Here is a 17,877-nt window from a genome sequence, read left to right on the forward strand (position 1 = left end):
ATGGACTACTCCTGATCCAGGCTGTCGACGAAATCGCTGATGAGCGGGGCGATTTCGGAGAGTTTCTCCTCGAGTGCGAAGTGGCCCGTGTCGAAAATGTGGACGGCGGCGTCGGGGAGGTCACGCAGGTAGGCGTGCGCGCCGGCTTCGGGGAAGAAGGCGTCATTGCGACCCCACAGCACCAAGGTGGGCGGCTGGTTCTCGCGCAGCCACTGCTGCCAGACCGGGTAGAGCGCGAGGTTGGTGTGGTAGTCCAGTCCCAGCTCGACCTGGGCTTCCTTACGGCCAGGAAGGTCGAGGAAGTGCTGGTCCATGGTCCAGCCGTCGGGTGCGATGAGTTCGGGATCGGCTGTGCCACCCTCGTATTGGCCGCGGGTGACGGGCAGTTCGAGGATCTGTCGCACGCTGTCCGCACCGCCGGGTACGGTTGGGGTGTTCGCGGTCATGGCGCGGGCGAGGTCGGACAGGCCCTCGTCGTAGGCGTTGGAGTTCTGCACGATCAGCCCGCAGATCAGTTCGGGGCGACGGGTAGCCAGGCGCAATCCCACCGGGCCGCCGAAGTCGAAGGCGTACAACACAAATCGCGAGAGGCGAACCGCGTCGATGAAGCCTTCCACGATGTCGGCGAGCCGCTCGAAGCTGTATTCGAAATCCGCTGGGGCCTCCGTGTGCCCGAACCCGGGATAGTCGGGAGCGATCAGCCGGTATCGCCCGCCGAGCGCGTCCATGAGCCGCCGGAACTGGTGCGAGGCCGACGGAAAGCCGTGCAGCAGAAGCAGAGCCGGTGCGTGCTGCGGTCCGGTTTCCCGGTAGAACACCCGCACCCCGTCGATCTCGACGAACCGGTGCTTGATGCGCGGGACGGTGACTACCACCATGCCGAAACCGACCTCTCTGCAGGTTTTCGTGGACAAATCTATGATTGAGCGTTCGCCGGGTGTGATCAACGACTGATCACCCAACGATCGTTAACCAGCGGGCAAGGATCACGAGGACGACAGTGGAGCGACACGAGATCGAGGCGTTCCTGACGCTGTCGGAGGAACTGCATTTCGGCCGCACCGCGGAACGACTGCGAGTGTCGACGGCGCATGTCAGCAAGACGATCAAGGCGATCGAACGCCAGGTCGGGGTTGCGCTGTTCGAACGGACCAGCCGCAAAGTGGCGCTCACCGCGGTCGGAGTTCGGCTGCGTGCGGAATTGCATCCCGCCTACGAGCAGGTTCAGCGCAGCATGCGCAATGCCAAGCTGGCCGGGCGTGGCATCGCGGGAACCGTGCAGGTCGGCTACTTCGGGTCCGCCGGTGGGCGGTACCTGCTCGAGGTGGGCGAGATCTTTCACGTGCGCTACCCGGAATGCGAGGTGCGGATCATGGAGATGCAGCTCAGCGACGGAGCGAACCGGCTGCGTTCGGGTGAGGTCGAAGCCCTGCTGTGCTGCTTTCCGATGTGCGAGCCCGACATGGCCATCGGGCCCCCGCTGATCTCCGAGGACAAGATGCTCGCGGTCCCGTCCGACCACGAGTTCGCGCGGCGAAGGGCAGTGTCGCTGGAAGACCTCGCCGACGTCGCGATGATCCAGAACCCGCCCGAGCTACCGGCGGACTTCGACGATTTCCACCACCCCAAGCGCACCCCCTCCGGCCGTCACATCCCACCCGGGCCCACCGCGGCCACTTTCCAGGAAATCCTCGCTCTCGTCGGGGCGGGTCGAGGCGTCTACCTCACGACCACCCAGGCACCACTGTTCTACCTCCGCCCCGATGTCGTCTTCGTCCCCGTCACCGACGCGCCACCCCTTCAATTCGGCCTTGGCTGGATGACTGCGGGACTCACCCGCCGGGTCGAAGCGCTCGTGCAGGTGGCAGTTGACGCCGGGAACCGGAGCAGGGCCTGAGATGCACGGGCGGTGCCGGTCTCTGCCGCAGGTGGCGGCTATATTATGAGACATACAATAATCGTGGACTACGTGAGGTAGGTGGCGGCCGATGGCGGCGCGGGTGACAACGCGACACAAAATGTTGCTCGGCGGCGTCGAGCTGCTGCGGGAGCGCGGCGCGGCCGGGGTGACGGTCGATGCGATCCTCGCGCGCACCGCGACGCCGCGTGGCTCGGTCTACCACCACTTTCCCGGTGGTCGCGGGCAGATCATCAGCGAATCGCTCGACCTGGCCGGTGATGCCATCGCCGCCATCATCGACGATTCGCTCGCGGACGGGCCGGTCGCGGGGTTGCGACGGTTCGCCGCGTTCTGGACGCAGATTCTGCAGACGAGCGACTTCAAGGCAGGCTGCCCCGTGATCGCGGTGGCGGTCGGCGGCGCTCCCGACGACGAGCTCGCGCACAAGGTGGCCACCATCATCGAGCGGTGGCAAGCCAGCCTGCGCGCCTCCCTTGTCGCGGCCGGGGTCTCCGAACAGCGGGCCGTTCCGCTGGCGACGATGGCGATGGCATCAATCGAGGGGGCGGTCATCCTGTGCCGCACGACCCGCACGATCACACCGCTCAACGACGTGGTCGATGAGCTCACCGCGATGCTCGCAATCGTTGTCCCGCAGCGTGGGTGAGCACTGATTCGGCTACCAGCCCCGGCGCTCCGGGCGCGATCCCATCAACTCGTCGGGCTTGGCGCTCGAGCGGGTCCGGTAGACGATGTAGGGCCGGTAGAAATAGCTGATCGGGGCGCTGAAGGCGTGCACGAGTCGGGTGAACGGCCAGATCGCGAACAGGATCAGCGCGATCATCACGTGGATGTGGAACGACAGCGGCGCCTGTGCCATGAGATCGCCGCGCGGCTGCAGGATCCAGATCGAGCGAAACCACGGTGAGACGGTTTCGCGGTAGTTGTGTTCAGGACCGACCGCGCCGGACCCGATCAGTGTGGTCGCGAGGCCGGTGACCAACGCGCAGACCAGGACCAGGTACATGATCTTGTCGTTGCGGGTGGTGGCGGTGAACACCGGCCCGTTGCGGCGCCGCCGATAGATGAGCAGCGCGAGACCGGCGAGCGTGGAGACACCGGCGATGCTGCCAAGGGCGATGGCCTGGATGTGATAGACGTGCTGGCTCATACCGATGGCGTCGGTCCAGGATTCGGGGATGACCAGGCCGATGATGTGGCCCACGATCACCACCATCATCCCGTAGTGGAACAGCGGGCTGCCGATCCGCAGCAGCGTGGATTCGTAGAGCTGGGAGGAGCGAGTGGTCCAGCCGAACTTGTCGTAGCGGTAGCGCCACCACGTGCCGACGATCAGAATCGCCAGGCTCACATACGGGACGATGTCCCAGAAGATCTCACCCGCCGAGATGCCTTCTCCGTCCATGTCACCGAAGTCCTTTCGCTACAGCGGGTTTGCGATCGTCGGCAACGCGGCGCGGTGGCACGGTCAGGGTGAACGGGGCCAGCCCGACCGATTCGGCGGCCGGGCCGGTGTCGACGAGCCTGCGGGCCCACCCGAGGTCGGAATCGGTCGCGGTCGGCAGCGTGGCGATGACCGCGGCCAGCGTCGGGGCGTAGCGCGAGTCCTCGTCGACCAGGGCCATGCCGATGGCGTGGATCGCGCGCCGATTGGCGGTGAGCAGGGCCGCGCCTGCCACCGGGTCGACGGTCGCCGCGAATTCCAGCACGACCGGGAGATGGTCGGGAACCTCGCTCGACGGTGGGGTGACACCGGCGGTCCGGTAGGCCTCGGTGAAGGTCAGCATCGCCATGCCGCGGTTGCGGGTGTCGCCGTCGGTCCAGTAGGTGAGCAGCAGTGTTGCCCGCCTGCGCAGGTCGAAGGTGTCGACATACTGTTGTGCCGCAACCCTTTCGGGCAGTGCGCGTAGTGCCGCGGCGGTGTCGAGCAACGGGTGGGCCCGCTCGGGTGGCAGGTGGGCACACAACTGCGCGACGAGGTCGAGTCGCGAGTTCTGCTCGGCGTCCGGATAGGCCAGCAACAGCGACGCCGCCTGCCAGGTCAGGCGATGCTCGGCGGTCCGGCGCGCCGTCCGGCCGCGCATCATTTGCCGCCGCCGGGGAACATGCCGTCGGGTGCGCCTTTACCATCCCAGTTGAGCAGGTTGACCCGGGTGGGATCATTGGCGTCGGCATGCAGTGTTTCGCTGGTCTGGCGTTGTTTGAGCGCTTGGAACGTTTCGACTGCGACCGGCACCGGCTTGCCGCTGGTCTCACCGAACGGGCCCGACGCCTGCTCGTACATGCCGGGACCGCCGTCGAAATCGAGCGCGCAATCGGTCATCGATTCCTCGAGTTGATGGCCCTGGTCGGCATACGCTGACGGAATCACATACCTGTCCTCGATTTTCGCGAGTGCGAGCAACCGGTACATCCGGTACATCTGCTCCTCGGTCATCCCCACGGCCGCCGGGATATGGGCCTGCGGTTCGCGTCCGAGATTGATATCGCGCATATAGGACCGCATCGCCGCCAGCTTGCGCAAGACCGCGGCCACCGGTTCGGTGTCGCCCGCGGTGAACAGTCCGGCCAGATAGTCCAAGGGAATACGCAGCGATTCCAATGCGCCGAAGAGATTGCCCACGTCCTCGCCGTCGTGACCGTCGCGGCTGACCGCGTCGACCACCGGTGACAGCGGCGGGATGTACCAGACCATCGGCAAGGTCCGGTATTCCGGATGCAGCGGCAGGGCGACGCGGAAGTCCTTGATCAACGTATGGATCGGGGATCGCTGCGCCGCCTCGATCCAGCTGTCCGGGATTCCCGAAGACCGCGCGCCCGCGATGACTTCCGGATCGGACGGGTCGAGCATGATCTCCACCTGGGCCTCGTACAGATCGTGCTCGTCGGCGACGGACGCGGCGTCGAGCACCCGGTCCACGTCGTAGAAGACCAGCCCGATATAACGCAACCTGCCGACGCAGGTCTCCGCGCACACCGTGGGAAGCCCGACCTCCACGCGCGGATAGCAGAACGTGCACTTCTCGGCCTTGCCGGTCTTGTGGTTGAAATACACCTTCTTGTACGGACAACCGGAGATGCACATCCGCCAGCCACGGCACTTGTCCTGATCGACGAGCACGATCCCGTCCTCGGTGCGCTTGTAGATCGCGCCGGACGGGCACGACGCGACACACGCAGGGTTCAGGCAGTGCTCGCAGATGCGCGGCAGATAGAACATGAACGTCGACTCGAGGTCGGACTTGACCTGCTCGCTCACCTTGGCCAGCACCGGATCTCCCGGCAGGATCTCCGGCGACCCGGCCAGATCGTCGTCCCAGTTGGCCGACCAGTTGATCTTCATCCGCTCACCGGTGAGCAGGCTGCGCGGCGCGGCGACCGGGATCTGCTCGCTCAGTGGGGCATTGATCAGATTCTCATAGTCGTAGGTCCACGGCTCGTAGTAGTCGCTCATCGCGGGCATCTTCGGATTGGCGAAGATATTGGCGAGCTTGGCGAAACGATCACCGCCGAGCAGTCGCAACCGGCCCTTCTTCAAGGTCCAGCCGCCACGCCATTTCTCCTGATCCTCATAGGTGCGCGGATATCCCTGCCCCGGACGGGTTTCCACATTGTTGAACCACACGTATTCGGTGCCCGAACGGTTGGTCCAGGCCTGTTTGCAGGTCACCGAGCAGGTGTGGCAGCCGATACATTTGTCCAGGTTCATCACCATCGCCAACTGCGCCATGACTTTCATCAGTACGTCACCTCCTGGCTGCGGCGACGGACCACGGTTACCTCGTCGCGTTGATTTCCGGTGGGGCCGAGATAGTTGAACGCGAACGCGGTCTGGGCGTAACCGCCTGCCAGATGCGTCGGTTTGATGAGCAGCTGAGTGATCGAATTGTGAATGCCGCCACGGGTTCCGGTAGTTTCCGAGAGCGGCACATCGATGGTGCGTTCCTGTGCGTGGTAGACGTAGACCACGCCTTCGGGCATGCGTTGGGACACGACCGCCCGGCACACGTACACACCGTTGCGGTTGAGCGCCTCGACCCAGTCGTTGTCGCCGACGCCGATCTTGTCCGCGTCGCCGGGGCTCATCCACATCGTCGGACCGCCGCGCGAGAGCGACAGCATCAGCAGATTGTCCTGGTATTCGGAATGGATCGACCATTTGGAATGCGGCGTCAGATAGCGCAGGGTCAGACCGACACCGTTGCGCTCACCGATCGCCGGTTCGCCGAAGAGCCTGCCCATATCCAGCGGCGGCCGGTAGATCGGGAGTGCTTCGCCGAGTTCTTCGATCCAGTCGTGGTCGACATAGAAATGCATGCGCCCGGTGAGTGTGTGGAACGGTTTGCCGAATTCGATGTTCTGGGTGAACGGCGCGTACCGTCGGCCACCGGTTTCGCTGCCCGACCATTCCGGGCTGGTGATCACCGGCACCGGGCGAGATTGTGTCTCGGCGAAGGTGATCCGGCGCTCCTCGCTGCCCTCGGCCAACGTGACCATGTGGCAGCCGGTGCGGCGGTCGAGCTCTGTGAAACCCTCCACCGACAGGCGCCCGTTGGAGGTTCCCGAGAGCATGAGAATGGTTTCGGCCGCCTTCTCCGCGGTCTCCATCGCCGGCCGACCGAGCGCCACGCCGGCATTCATCACACCGTGCAGGCGGGCGAGTTCGGTGACCTCCTGATCCGGGACGACGGTGATGCCCTTCGTGGTCAGGCCAAGCTTCTCCACCAACGGTCCGAGCGCGGTCCACTTCTCGGCGATCGCCGCGTAGTCGCGCTCGACCACCGCGATCGGGCCCATCGTCTTGCCCGGCACCGGCCTGTCACCGGTGTCCTGCCAATTCGATTGGGTGCCATGGGGATAGGCCATCGCCCCCGGGGTGTCGTGTTGCAGGGTGCCGAGAACGACATCGGTCCTGGTGCCCAGATGGCGCGCGGCCATCGACGAGAACACCCGGGCGATCGCGGCGAACGCGTCGAAGTCGGACTTGGTCTCCCACGGCGGATCGATCGCGGGGGTGAACGCGTTCATGAACGGGTGCATGTCGGTGCTCGACAGGTCGGCCTTCTCGTACCAGGTCGCCGCGGGCAGCACGATATCGGAGAACAGGGTGGTCGAGGTCATGCGGAAGTCGATCGACATCAACAGATCGAGCTTGCCTTCGGGCACCTCGTCGGGGGAGACCACATCGACGGGTCGATCATCGGGCCCGGCGATGTCGTTGCGCACGTTCGAGCTGGTGCCGAGCAGATGCTTCAGGAAGTACTCGTTGCCCTTGGACGAGGAACCGAGCAGATTCGACCGCCACACACTGAGCACGCGTGGCCAGTTCTTCGGGTTGTCGGGGTCCTGGACCGCGAATTTCAGCGCGCCACTGTGCAATTGGTCGACGGTGTAAGCGACCGGATCGACGCCTGCTGTCTTCGCCTCGTCGGCCAGCGTCAGGGAGGAGCGGTCGAACTGGGGATAGAACGGCGTCCACCCCATCGCCACGCCCGCGCTCATGACATCCATCGTGTGCTTGCCACGGAACAGCCCACGCCCGGTCGGGGAGGCGAGCACATCGGCGCGGTAGCCGTCGTAACGCCACTGGTCGGTGTGGGCGTACCAGTAGGAGGTGCCCGCCATCAGCCGCGGCGGGCGCGACCAGTCGGTGCCCATCGCCACGGTCGACCATCCGGTCACCGGCCTGCACTTCTCCTGGCCGACATAGTGCGCCCACCCGCCGCCGTTGCGCCCCATCGACCCGGTGAGCAGCAGCATCGCCAGGATCGCGCGATAGGTGGCGTCGCCGTGGAACCACTGGCAGATGCCCGCACCCATGATGATCATGGAGCGGCCACCGGAATCGACGGCGTTGTCGGCGAACTGGCGGGCGATCCGGATGACCTGATCGGCGCTGACGCCGGTGATCCGTTCCTGCCAGGCAGGGGTGTAGAGGCTGTCGGGGTCCTCGTAGTCGCTGGGCCACTCGCCCGGCAGTGTTTCGCGCCGCACGCCGTACTGGGCGAGCATCAGATCGAACACGGTGCACACCGGACGGCCGTCGAGCATCATGACCGGCACGCCGCGCTCGACGGTCTCGCCGTGGCCGTCGATGGTGTCGAATCGGGGCAGCGTGACGGTGACACCCGTCAGATCCGCGCCGCGCACGTCGGCGACGCTGAGAACCGGCTGCCAATCGCCCAGGTCCAGGTTCCATTTACCGGCACCGTCGGGGCCGTAGCGGAAGCCGAGCGAGCCGTGCGGGACGACGGGTCGACCGGTCACGCCGTCGACGAAGATCGGTTTGAACGCCGCGTTCTCCTCGGTGCTGCCGAGGTCGGCGGCGGTGAGGTTCTTGCCGGGGACCAACCGGCCGTCGCGCTGTTCCAGACTCACCAGGAACGGCAGGTCGGTGAACTTCCGCACGTAGTCGACGAAGAACTTCTCCCGCTTGCGGACGAAATACTCGGTCAGGATGACGTGGCCCATCGCCATCGCCATCGCGCCGTCGGTGCCCGCCGCACACGGCATCCATTCGTCGGCGAACTTGGTGTTGTCGGCGTAGTCGGGGCTGATCGTGACGACCTTGGTCCCGCGATAGCGCACCTCGGCCATCCAGTGCGCGTCCGGTGTGCGGGTCACGGGCACGTTGGAGCCCCACATCAGCAGGTACGAGGCGTCCCACCAGTCGCCGGACTCGGGGACATCGGTCTGGTCGCCGAATACCTGCGGCGAGGCCACCGGCAGGTCGGCGTACCAGTCGTAGAAGGAGGTCATCACGCCGCCGATGAGCTCGATGAAGCGCGAACCGGCGGCGAAGGAGACCATCGACATCGCCGGGATCGGCGAGAATCCGGCCACTCGGTCCGGCCCGTATTCGGCGATGGTGTGCACGTGCGCGGCGGCGATCATCTCGACGGCCTCGTCCCAGCTCACCCGCACCAAACCGCCCATGCCCCTGGCTTTTTGGTATCCGCGCCGGCGTTGGGGATCTGCTTGGATGTCGGCCCAGGCCAGGACTGGGTCGCCGAGCCTGTTCTTGGCTTCGCGATACATCTCGACCAGCAGACCGCGCGCGTAGGGGTAGCGGACGCGGGTGGGGGAGTAGGTGTACCAGGAGAACGCGGCCCCGCGCGGGCAGCCACGGGGCTCGTAGCCGGGGCGGTCCGGGCCCGCCGACGGATAGTCGACGTCCTGGGCTTCCCAGGTGATGATGTCGTCTTTGACGTAGACCTTCCACGAACACGACCCGGTGCAGTTCACACCGTGGGTCGACCGAACCACCTTGTCGTGGCTCCACCGGTTGCGGTAGAAGATGTCGCCTTCGCGCCCGCCCTCGCGGGTGACGGACCGCAGGTCGGCGGATTCGACTCCGGGAGTGAAGAATCGGCCGCTTCGGACGAGCAGATCTTCGACGGGGCCGCCGATCCGGGCTCGGTGTGCCACTGCGCTTCTCCTTCGACGTACGGGACGCGAACGGGCGTTACTCGACGGCGTGCAGCTTGACCACGGTGTAGACGAGGGCGGCCAACGCGGTCGCCGCGAGCAGCAGCAGGCCGACGGTGTAGCTGTGACTGGCCTCGTTGTAGGTGATGCCCATGATCAGCGGCGGGAAGTAACCGCCGAGACCGCCTGCCGCCGAGACGATTCCGGTGACGCTGCCGACGCTCGTGGCCGGTGTGCGTCGAGCCACCCAGGCGAACACGCCGCCGGTCCCGATGCCGAGGAACAGCGCCAAGGTGATGAACGTGGCGGCCGACGCGACATCGGCGGGCGGTTTGAAAGCCGCGACCACGGCCATGACCGCTGTCCCCGCCAGCGAGGTGACCACGATGTACTTCGGCGCGATCCGATCCGACAGCGCTCCGCCGATGGGCCGGGCGATGACAGCGGCGAGCGCGAAAGCGGCTGTGCGGGTGCCCGCGTCGACCGCGGAGAAGCCGTACACGTTCTTGATATAGGTCGGCAGGTACGAACTGAATGCCACGAATCCGCCGAACACCACCGCGTAGAGGAACGACATCTCCCAGGTGACACCGAGTTTCATCGCCGCGCGCAGTTTGGGCAGCACCGGATCGGTGTTGGGGGTGAAGTCGGGCGAATTGCGCATGAACAGGATGCACACCACCGCGGTGACCGCGAGGGTGGCCGCCACGATCAGGTGGGTCGGCAACAGCCCGAACCAGCGGACGAACCGTGGTGTGAAGAACGCCGACACCGCGGTGCCGACCATGCCCGCCCCGAACACGCCGGTCGCGAAGCCGCGCCGGGCGGGCACGTACCAGGAGTTGGCGAACGGAATCCCGACCGCGAAGACGGTACCGGGGATACCCAACAGGAAAGCGAACACCAGCATCAGCGGGTAGGACTCGATGCTGCCCGCGATACCGACCGCGACGACCGGCACGATCGAGGCCAGCGAGACCCCGATGAACATCGCCCGCCCGCCGATGCGGTCGGTGAGCGCACCGGACACGATCCGGCCCAGCGAACCGACCAGAATCGGCATCGCCACCATGATCGAGGCCGCCATGCTGCTCAGCGCCATCTTGTCGGCATAGTTGGGGGAGAGCGGACCGATGAGGTTCCAGGCCCAGAAGTTGATCGCCGAAACCCAGGTGGCCAGGGCGAGATTGAGGGTCGGGGACCCGGTGCGTACCGCGGACTCGGGCGAGGTCACACGATCAGGAAACCACAACGGTCCGGGACGCGGCCGATGACACGCAACATTCTGGCAACCATTGCGAACTCGGAGGCGAGCAATCCGATAGTGCCTCGATCATCGAGCTCGGGAAGGCGAATCGTTGTCGATCGTGGTGTCGAGGCGATGCCAGGCGGCCAGGAACGCCAGTGCCGTGAACAGCGACGCCGCCGACGCGAAGGCCGTCGCACCGAGATAGATGTTCCACTCGTCGTCGCTGGTCGCGACGGCGACGCCCTCCTCGCTCAGCGGAACGCCCCACAGCACCGCGCCGAGGGCGGCGGTGAGCACGGCCGACGCGGTCGCGAAAACGGTGACGAGCACCGCGATCACCTTGGCGCGGCCGGTGTAGCGGCGCACGCCACCGCGCGCCACCACCCACCACGACGCCAGGCAGGCCAGCGCGAGCGAGATGGCGTCGGCGGCGATGGTGTCGCTGAGCCGGTGCCATTTCGCGGTCAGTGTGTAGTGGCCGATCCCGACCGCCCAGGTCAGCACGATGACCAACGCGAGCCCACGCCAGCGGTAGGGCACGACGATGATCGTCGCGAACAACACCGTCATCGCGATCGTCGTGTGCCCGCTCGGCAGGCTGTTCTGCGCGTAATGGCCGGTGATGTCGACCAATTCGGGTCGCGGCAGCACATACCGCTTGAGCGGTTGTACGATCACCTGCCCGGCCACGATCACCCCGACCGCCGCGATCAGCAGATCGAATCGCTTGCGCAGTGCGGCGATCGCGGCGACGGCGACCACCGCGACGGCCAGTGAGTACACGGTGATCTGGTCCAGGCTGTGCGAGGCCTGGTTCGCGTCCCGCGCAGAGGCCTGGTCCGCACCGCGCAACGCGGCGTTCTCGATGGCCTGTCCGGTGCCGGTGCGCACCGCGAGGAGGTAGGTCGCCGTGGCGACGGCGACAGCGATGACGGCGATGCCGGGCCAGCGCCGTTGCGGCAGCGGGATCAGACTGTGGGACATCGTGTCACGCTACGGCGGCCCCCGTCACAGCGTGACGGCGCCACGCCACGCCACGCCGCGACCACGGCCTCGGCCTCGGCGATCCGTCCGTGGGGCGCCGGTTCCTGCGGCGCTGCCGGGCCGACTGAAACAAGAAGTCTTGTTATGAGTAAGGCATCGTGCTGTAATCGGCGTCACCTACCGAAGCGAGGAACCGATGAAGAGCACACGAGGCGCCACCAGATGGGCGGCGGTGCCGCTGGCAGCGCTGTGTCTGGCGGTATCGGGCACCACGGCCGCCGTGGCCGACCCGTATCCGAGCTTCCCGCCCGATCAGAACCAGCTGCCGCAGCTGCCCGCCGAGCCCGAGCTCTACGACCAGCTGCCGATCCCGGTACCCGCCGAGGATCCCTGGTACGACGACCCGGCCGAGCTGGCTTCCTACGCCCCCGGTCAGATCATCCGCTCCCGCACGGTGCAGACCCGGCTGCTCGGGCTGCCGTTCCCCGTCCACACCGAACAGCTGCTGTATCGCAGCAACGACGTGCACGACAATCCGATCGCGACCGCGACGTCGGTGATCGTCCCCGGCATTCCCTGGTCGGGCAGCGCGCGACCGGTGGTCTCGTTCCAGGAGGCGATCGACTCGACCGATTCCGCCTGCAATCCCTCCTACACGCTGCAGACGGGAACGATGAAAGAGGCCGCGCTGACGGTCTATTGGCTCGCGCAGGGCTTCGCCGTCAACGTGCCCGACTTCGACGGCAAGTTCAACACCTTCAACACCTACGACGAAGGCAAGATGGTGCTCGACAGCCTGCGTGCCATGAAGAATTCGGCACTGGGCCTCACCGATTCCGGGATCGCCCTCTACGGATACTCCGGTGGCGGCTCCGGGTCGATCCGCGCCGCCGAGCTGCGCCAGACCTACGCCCCCGACGTACGACTGCTCGGCACCGCGGTGGGCGGTTTCCCCGCCGACCTGCGAGCCCAGGCCCGCTACGCGGTCGCCCGACAGCCCGGGCTCACCGGCATCAGCAACTTCACCATGTGGCTCGGATTCGCCGCGCTGTCACGGGAATTCCCCGAGCAGTTCGACGCCGAGGAACTCCTGACCCCCGAGGGCCAGGCCATCGTCGCGGATATGGGCAAGCGCTGCGTGTACACGATCGCGGCGGCGGGCGCGTACCGACCGATCAGTGCCTACTTCCAGCCGGGCAAGTCCCTGGACACCGCACCCGGGGTCATGGAAGTTCTCGCGGAACAGAGTGTGGGCCAACACATTCCCGACAGCCCGATCCTCTGGTGGCACGGTATCTGGGACGAACTGATCCCCGCCGACGTCGTGCTGCCAACGGTCAAGGACTACTGGAACCGCGGCGCCGATCTGCGGTTCTACACCATGCCGCTGCCCGAACACCTGGTCAACGCCGCCGCGGGCTGGCCACCGGCGGTGGCCTGGACCAGCGCGGTACTGCGCGGACTCCCGCCGGGCGAGCGCTTCAAAGCCGACATCCCACTGCCCGGATAGGCCGGGAAAACGCAGCCCCGTCGGATTCAGAGCTGCGATTGCACCTCGGCGGCGATGAGTTCCAGGTGGTCGAGATCGGCGAGATCGAGGATCTGCAGGTAGATCCGGCTCGCACCGATCTCGCGGTAGCGGGCGATCTTGTCGACGACCTCGGCGGGCGAACCGGCCAGGCCGTTGGTCTTCAGCTCATCGACCTCGCGGCCGATCGCGGCGGCCCGGCGCGCCACCTCGGTGTCGGTGCGCCCGACGCAGGCGACCAGGGCGTTGGAGTAGACCAGTTCGTCGGTGCGCCCGGCTGTGCGTACCGCGGCGCGCACCCGGTCGAACTGGGTGGCGCTGTCGGCGATCGAGGCGAACGGCATGTTGAACTCGGTGGCGTAGCGGGCCGCCAGGCGCGGGGTGCGGACTTTGCCGTTGCCGCCGATGATCACGGGTACCGGATCCTGTACCGGCTTGGGCAGGGCGGGGGAGTCGGTGAGCTGATAGTGGACGCCGTCGAAGCTGAACGTCGCGCCCGGCTTGGTCTCCCACAGGCCGGTGACGATGGCCAGCTGTTCCTCGAGCAGGCCGAACCGGTTGTCCGGGAACGGAATTCCGTAGGCCGTGTGTTCGGCGGCGAACCAGCCGCTGCCCAGGCCGAGTTCGACCCGCCCACCCGACATCTGATCCACCTGGGCGATCTGGATGGCCAGCGGTCCGGGCAGCCGGAAGGTCGCGGCGGTGACCAGGGTGCCCAGCCGGATCCGGGAGGTGTCCCTGGCCAGCCCGGCCAGGGTGATCCAGGCATCGGTCGGGCCGGGTAGGCCCTCGGCCTCGCCCATGGCGAGATAGTGGTCGGAACGGAAGAACGCGTCGAAGTCGAGCTCCTCGGCTGCGCGCGCCACCGACAGCAGCGTGTCGTAGTCGGCGCCCTGCTGGGGTTCGGTGAAGATGCGGAGGTCCATGATCACCATCGTGCCCGATCCGTCCTCGGCGCGCCCGACACCGGGGCACCACCGCGTCGGCCGGACCGGGGTCAGTTCTCGGGGCGCCGTCTCCCTGAGAGACGACTACGAAACGATGCGCAAACGATGCATTTTGGGCCGAACGGTGTCACAATCGAACGGTGGATGCAGAACGAGTAGCAGTCTCGCTCCGGCCTGACGAACCCACTGTCGGTGGTGACGGTTCTTCGCGGTTCGCGGTGTGGCTCGCGCGCACGCAATGGTCGGTACGCGATCACGTCGACGAGTTCGTCCGGGCGCGCTGCACGGCAGAACTGGACCCGGCGGGGTTCTCGCTACCCGGTCAGCTGATGATCGACTTCGCTTCGGGCGGCAAGTGCGTACGGTCGGTGTTCGTCTATCTGGGCTGGTTGAGTGGCGGCGGCGGTGAATCCGAACCCGCGCTGCGCGCCGCGGCCAGCGCGGAACTCCTGCACGCGTTCGCGCTCGTGCAAGACGACGTGATGGACGAGTCCCTGGTCCGGCGGGGAGGTCCATCGGCCCATCAGCGACTCGCCACATGGCACAAGAATCAGGAACTGTCGGGATCGTCGGCCCGATTCGGTGAGTCCGCGGCGATTCTGCTCGCCGACCTGTACCTGGTGTGGGCTGAGCGCATGCTGCGCGAGAGTGGCGTCGCCGCCGCCGCGTTGGATCGAGCATGGCCGCATTACGACTCGATGCGCAGCGAGCTGGCGGTTGGCCAACTCGCGGATCTGACCAACGACGCCAACCTCGTTCCGTCGGTGGGTGCGGTGATGGACATCGCGCGCCGCAAGTCCGGTAACTACACAGTGCGTCGCCCGCTCGAACTGGGTGCTGCGATGGCCGGCTGCGACGAGACGGTGATGCGCGTTCTCGGTGCCTACGGCGAGGTGATCGGGGAAGCGTTCCAGCTCCGTGACGACCTGCTCGGCATCTTCGGCGATCCCTCGGCTACCGGAAAGCCCACCGGCGACGATGTCCGAGAAAAAAAGGCGACCATCGTGATCGCGCTGGCCGATCAGCTCGCCGCACCGTCGGACCGCGCCCGGTTACGCGATCTCTGGAGAGAGGCGTACATCGGCGAGCAGGGCGTAGCGCTCGCGCAGGCGGTGATCACCGAGAGCGGCGCACGAGAGCGCGCTGAACAGATGATCGGCGACCGAGTCGAGCGTGCACGTCGGCTCCTCGACGTGGCTGATCTCGAACCGTCGGTGGCCGACGCGCTGCACCGAATGGCGCTGTTGTGCACCCACCGCACCCACTGATCAACCCCCTGCCGTAACCACCGAACGGTCCGATGGAGAGGAAGTTATGCGAACGGTATCGGGAAGAACCGATGAGGTGGTCGTCGTCGGGGCCGGTCTGGCCGGTCTGGCTGCCGCGCTACACCTGGCGGGGCGCGGTCGCAGTGTCACGGTGGTGGAGCGCGACGCGTTCGCCGGCGGTCGGGCCGGACGGCGCGACGTCGACGGCTATCGGCTCGACACCGGACCGTCGGTGCTCACCATGCCCGACATCGTTGCCGACACCCTTGCCGCGGTCGGCGACAGTCTCGAGTCCCGGTTGGACTTGCTGCCGGTAGTTCCCGCCTACCGCGCGCACTTCGCCGACGGCAGCGGGTTGGACATTCACAGCGACGCCGCTGCGATGGAGGAATCGGTTCTGGCCTTCGCCGGACCCAAGGAAGTCGATGGCTACCGCCGGCTGCGCGCGTGGTTGAGCGAGCTGTACCGCGTCGAATTCGATCGTTTCATCGCCGCGAACGTCGATTCGCCACTCTCGCTGCTGACACCGGCGTTCGCGCGGCTGATCGCGTTGGGCGGGTTCCGGCGCCTCGACAAGGCGGTCGGGTCGTTCCTGACCGACGAGCGGCTGCGCAGGGTATTCACCTTCCAATCCCTCTACGCCGGGGTATCGCCGCAACGAGCGTTGGCGCTGTACGCGGTGATCTCCTACATGGATACCGTGGGCGGGGTCTACTTTCCGCGCGGTGGCATGCGCGCACTGCCGGACGCCCTGGCCGCCGCTGCCGCCGACGCCGGTGTCACGTTCTGTTTCGGCGAGACAGTCGACGAACTGGAACGAAGCGGCTCCCGGATCACCGCGGTCCGCACCGATCAAGGACGCCGAATCCCTTGCGATGCCGTCGTTTTGGCGACGGAACTTCCTACTGCCTACGCATTGCTCGATCGCTCCCCGCGCCGACCGATCAGCTGGCGCCCGGCGCCCTCTGCGGTCGTCATGCACCTCGCCGTTCCTGCCGGCGTGCCGACCGCGCATCACAACCTGGTCTTCGGCGCCGCATGGCAGCAGACCTTCGACGAACTGATCGGTGCGGGAACATTGATGACGGACCCGTCACTGCTGGTGACCCGCCCTACCGCGACCGATCCCGCTCTTGCTCCGCACGGCCGCGATCTGTTCACCGTCCTGGCTCCGGTACCCAACCTGTACCGCAGCGGGGACCTGGACTGGGATCGCCGGGCCACCGCTTACGGCGAGGAACTCGCCGCGATCGTCGAGGACCGGTTGGTCCCGGGCTTCGTCAGTGACTCGAGGGTCGTGCATCTGGACACCCCCGCCGACTGGGAACGACAGGGCATGCTGGCCGGTACGCCGTTCTCGCTCGCGCACACCTTCGCGCAAACCGGACCGTTTCGTCCCGCGAACCTGCCGCGCGGCGCGTCCAACGCGGTGCTGGCAGGCTGCGGTACCGTCCCCGGCGTCGGTGTGCCGACCGCCCTGCTGTCGGGTCGGCTCGCCGCGGACCGTGTCACCGGCACGGTGTCCACCTCGCGGCCGTCGGCCGCGACCGCCACCAGGGGTGATCGACGATGATGCGCACCGAACTCGACGCCGCCGGTATCCGCGCCACGGAGCTGCGTGCGGCCTACCTCAGATGCCGCGAACTCAACGCGCAGCACGGGCGCACGTTCTTTCTGGCCACTCGGCTGCTCGCTCCCGCCCAACGGCCGGCCATCCACGCTCTCTACGGCTTCGCCCGGTGGGCCGACGACATCGTCGACGAACCCCCGATCGATGCTGCCGCGGGCACCCGGGCGGACCGACTGGACGCGGTGGCGCAGGAAATGCGCGACAGTCTTTCCGGTAACCCCGGTGCCGACCCGATCTTCGCCGCGCTCGCAGATACCGCAGCCAGGTACCACATCGACCACGTCCTGTTCGAGGAATTCCTCGACTCGATGCGTATGGATCTGACGGTGACCGACTACCCCGACCGGGCCGCGTTGGATCGCTACGTGCACGGTTCGGCAGCGGTGATCGGCCTGCAGGTACTGCCCGTGCTCGGCACCGTCGGCGCTCGAGCCGATGCTGCTCCGTACGCGGCGGCACTGGGGAAGGCCTTCCAGCTCACCAACTTCCTGCGAGACGTCGCCGAGGATCTCGATCGGGGCCGGGTGTACCTGCCTGCCGACGAGCTGGCAGCTTTCGATGTCGATCGCGCCCGGCTGCAATGGTGTCGAGACAATCGCCGCACTGACGCCAAGGTGCGCTCGGCACTGGCCGCCCAACATGCCGTCGCCCGCGACTTGTACCGATACGCTGACGCCGGAATCGCACTGCTACACCCGGTTTCGCGACCATGCGTGGCCACGGCGGCCGTGTTGTACTCGGAAATTCTCGACCGCATCGAGGAGACCGACTTCGCGGTGTTCACCGCGCGAGCCACCGTCGGTAACGTGCGCCGCACCCGTGTTGCCGGTTCGGCGTTGGCTCGCGCGCTCTGGGCACGGCGAGGCAGCCGCGTTCGCGCACTGACCCCGGCTGAAGGACCGATGTGAGCCGTACCGGGTAA

Annotated in this window: 14 protein-coding genes; 6 read left to right on the forward strand and 8 right to left on the reverse strand. The window is 66.7% G+C overall.

The genetic code is table 11. The features are described 5' to 3' along the window. Positions 1 to 5: 5 nt before the first annotated feature. Complete coding sequence (locus tag ACLJPD_RS14980; protein WP_410872705.1) at positions 6 to 878, reverse strand: alpha/beta fold hydrolase; 873 nt, start codon at positions 876 to 878, stop codon at positions 6 to 8. Positions 879 to 1,000: 122 nt separating this feature from the next. On the opposite strand from ACLJPD_RS14980, the gene ACLJPD_RS14985 reads away from it, so the two are divergent. Beyond that, positions 1,001 to 1,897, forward strand: coding sequence for a LysR family transcriptional regulator (locus tag ACLJPD_RS14985; RefSeq protein ID WP_410872706.1), 897 nt, complete (start codon positions 1,001 to 1,003; stop codon positions 1,895 to 1,897). A 103-nt stretch (positions 1,898 to 2,000) separates the two neighbouring features. Further along, complete coding sequence (locus ACLJPD_RS14990) at positions 2,001 to 2,567, forward strand: TetR/AcrR family transcriptional regulator (RefSeq protein WP_410872707.1); 567 nt, start codon at positions 2,001 to 2,003, stop codon at positions 2,565 to 2,567. A 12-nt stretch (positions 2,568 to 2,579) separates the two neighbouring features. On the opposite strand, the gene narI is transcribed toward ACLJPD_RS14990, so the two are convergent. From narI to ACLJPD_RS15020, 6 genes are all read right to left on the reverse strand, one after another. Beyond that, positions 2,580 to 3,311 carry a respiratory nitrate reductase subunit gamma gene (gene narI / locus ACLJPD_RS14995; RefSeq protein ID WP_410873416.1) on the reverse strand — a complete coding sequence of 244 codons (732 nt, stop codon included), beginning with the start codon at positions 3,309 to 3,311 and terminating at the stop codon, positions 2,580 to 2,582. Positions 3,312 to 3,327: 16 nt separating this feature from the next. Continuing rightward, positions 3,328 to 4,005, reverse strand: coding sequence for a nitrate reductase molybdenum cofactor assembly chaperone (narJ, locus tag ACLJPD_RS15000; RefSeq protein ID WP_410872708.1), 678 nt, complete (start codon positions 4,003 to 4,005; stop codon positions 3,328 to 3,330). Next, positions 4,005 to 5,660, reverse strand: a complete 1,656-nt coding sequence (narH, locus tag ACLJPD_RS15005; protein WP_410872709.1) for a nitrate reductase subunit beta — start codon at positions 5,658 to 5,660, stop codon at positions 4,005 to 4,007. The genes narJ and narH overlap by 1 nt, the downstream gene beginning before the upstream one ends. Next, complete coding sequence (locus ACLJPD_RS15010) at positions 5,660 to 9,349, reverse strand: nitrate reductase subunit alpha (protein WP_410872711.1); 3,690 nt, start codon at positions 9,347 to 9,349, stop codon at positions 5,660 to 5,662. The genes narH and ACLJPD_RS15010 overlap by 1 nt, the downstream gene beginning before the upstream one ends. Positions 9,350 to 9,386: 37 nt before the next feature. Next, the gene (locus ACLJPD_RS15015) at positions 9,387 to 10,583 is read right to left on the reverse strand and encodes a nitrate/nitrite transporter (protein ID WP_410872713.1); all 1,197 of its coding nucleotides are present in this window, start codon (positions 10,581 to 10,583) and stop codon (positions 9,387 to 9,389) included. Positions 10,584 to 10,682: 99 nt separating this feature from the next. Then, positions 10,683 to 11,582 carry a phosphatase PAP2 family protein gene (locus ACLJPD_RS15020; RefSeq protein WP_410872714.1) on the reverse strand — a complete coding sequence of 300 codons (900 nt, stop codon included), beginning with the start codon at positions 11,580 to 11,582 and terminating at the stop codon, positions 10,683 to 10,685. 196 nt (positions 11,583 to 11,778) lie between these two features. Between ACLJPD_RS15020 and ACLJPD_RS15025 the strand changes: the two genes are divergently transcribed. Then, positions 11,779 to 13,092 (forward strand): lipase family protein, encoded by a 1,314-nt coding sequence (locus ACLJPD_RS15025; RefSeq protein WP_410872715.1) that lies wholly within the window; start codon positions 11,779 to 11,781, stop codon positions 13,090 to 13,092. Between the two features lie 26 nt (positions 13,093 to 13,118). Here the strand turns inward: ACLJPD_RS15025 and ACLJPD_RS15030 are convergent, their stop codons facing one another. Next, positions 13,119 to 14,036, reverse strand: a complete 918-nt coding sequence (locus tag ACLJPD_RS15030; RefSeq protein ID WP_410872716.1) for an LLM class F420-dependent oxidoreductase — start codon at positions 14,034 to 14,036, stop codon at positions 13,119 to 13,121. A 161-nt stretch (positions 14,037 to 14,197) separates the two neighbouring features. On the opposite strand from ACLJPD_RS15030, the gene ACLJPD_RS15035 reads away from it, so the two are divergent. The 3 genes from ACLJPD_RS15035 to ACLJPD_RS15045 are packed head-to-tail and all read left to right on the forward strand — an operon-like array spanning position 14,198 to position 17,863. Then, positions 14,198 to 15,325 carry a polyprenyl synthetase family protein gene (locus ACLJPD_RS15035; protein WP_410872717.1) on the forward strand — a complete coding sequence of 376 codons (1,128 nt, stop codon included), beginning with the start codon at positions 14,198 to 14,200 and terminating at the stop codon, positions 15,323 to 15,325. 46 nt (positions 15,326 to 15,371) lie between these two features. Further along, positions 15,372 to 16,898 carry a phytoene desaturase family protein gene (gene crtI, locus ACLJPD_RS15040; RefSeq protein ID WP_410872718.1) on the forward strand — a complete coding sequence of 509 codons (1,527 nt, stop codon included), beginning with the start codon at positions 15,372 to 15,374 and terminating at the stop codon, positions 16,896 to 16,898. Then, positions 16,895 to 17,863 carry a phytoene/squalene synthase family protein gene (locus ACLJPD_RS15045; RefSeq protein ID WP_410872719.1) on the forward strand — a complete coding sequence of 323 codons (969 nt, stop codon included), beginning with the start codon at positions 16,895 to 16,897 and terminating at the stop codon, positions 17,861 to 17,863. Before crtI ends, ACLJPD_RS15045 begins: the two co-directional genes overlap by 4 nt. Positions 17,864 to 17,877: the final 14 nt, after the last annotated feature.

Origin of the sequence: Nocardia sp. A7 (genome assembly GCF_046549215.1) — a bacterium.
Lineage (GTDB): Bacteria > Actinomycetota > Actinomycetes > Mycobacteriales > Mycobacteriaceae > Nocardia.

Excerpts from the sequence above, each read along its gene's own strand:
- ACLJPD_RS14980 (WP_410872705.1), bottom strand. The coding sequence starts at position 878 with ATGGTGGTAGTCACCGTCCCGCGCATCAAGCACCGGTTCGTCGAGATC.
- narJ (WP_410872708.1), bottom strand. The coding sequence starts at position 4,005 with ATGCGCGGCCGGACGGCGCGCCGGACCGCCGAGCATCGCCTGACCTGG.
- narH (WP_410872709.1), bottom strand. The coding sequence starts at position 5,660 with ATGAAAGTCATGGCGCAGTTGGCGATGGTGATGAACCTGGACAAATGT.
- ACLJPD_RS15020 (WP_410872714.1), bottom strand. The coding sequence starts at position 11,582 with ATGTCCCACAGTCTGATCCCGCTGCCGCAACGGCGCTGGCCCGGCATC.
- ACLJPD_RS15025 (WP_410872715.1), top strand. The coding sequence starts at position 11,779 with ATGAAGAGCACACGAGGCGCCACCAGATGGGCGGCGGTGCCGCTGGCA.
- ACLJPD_RS15030 (WP_410872716.1), bottom strand. The coding sequence starts at position 14,036 with ATGGACCTCCGCATCTTCACCGAACCCCAGCAGGGCGCCGACTACGAC.
- crtI (WP_410872718.1), top strand. The coding sequence starts at position 15,372 with ATGCGAACGGTATCGGGAAGAACCGATGAGGTGGTCGTCGTCGGGGCC.
- ACLJPD_RS15045 (WP_410872719.1), top strand. The coding sequence starts at position 16,895 with ATGATGCGCACCGAACTCGACGCCGCCGGTATCCGCGCCACGGAGCTG.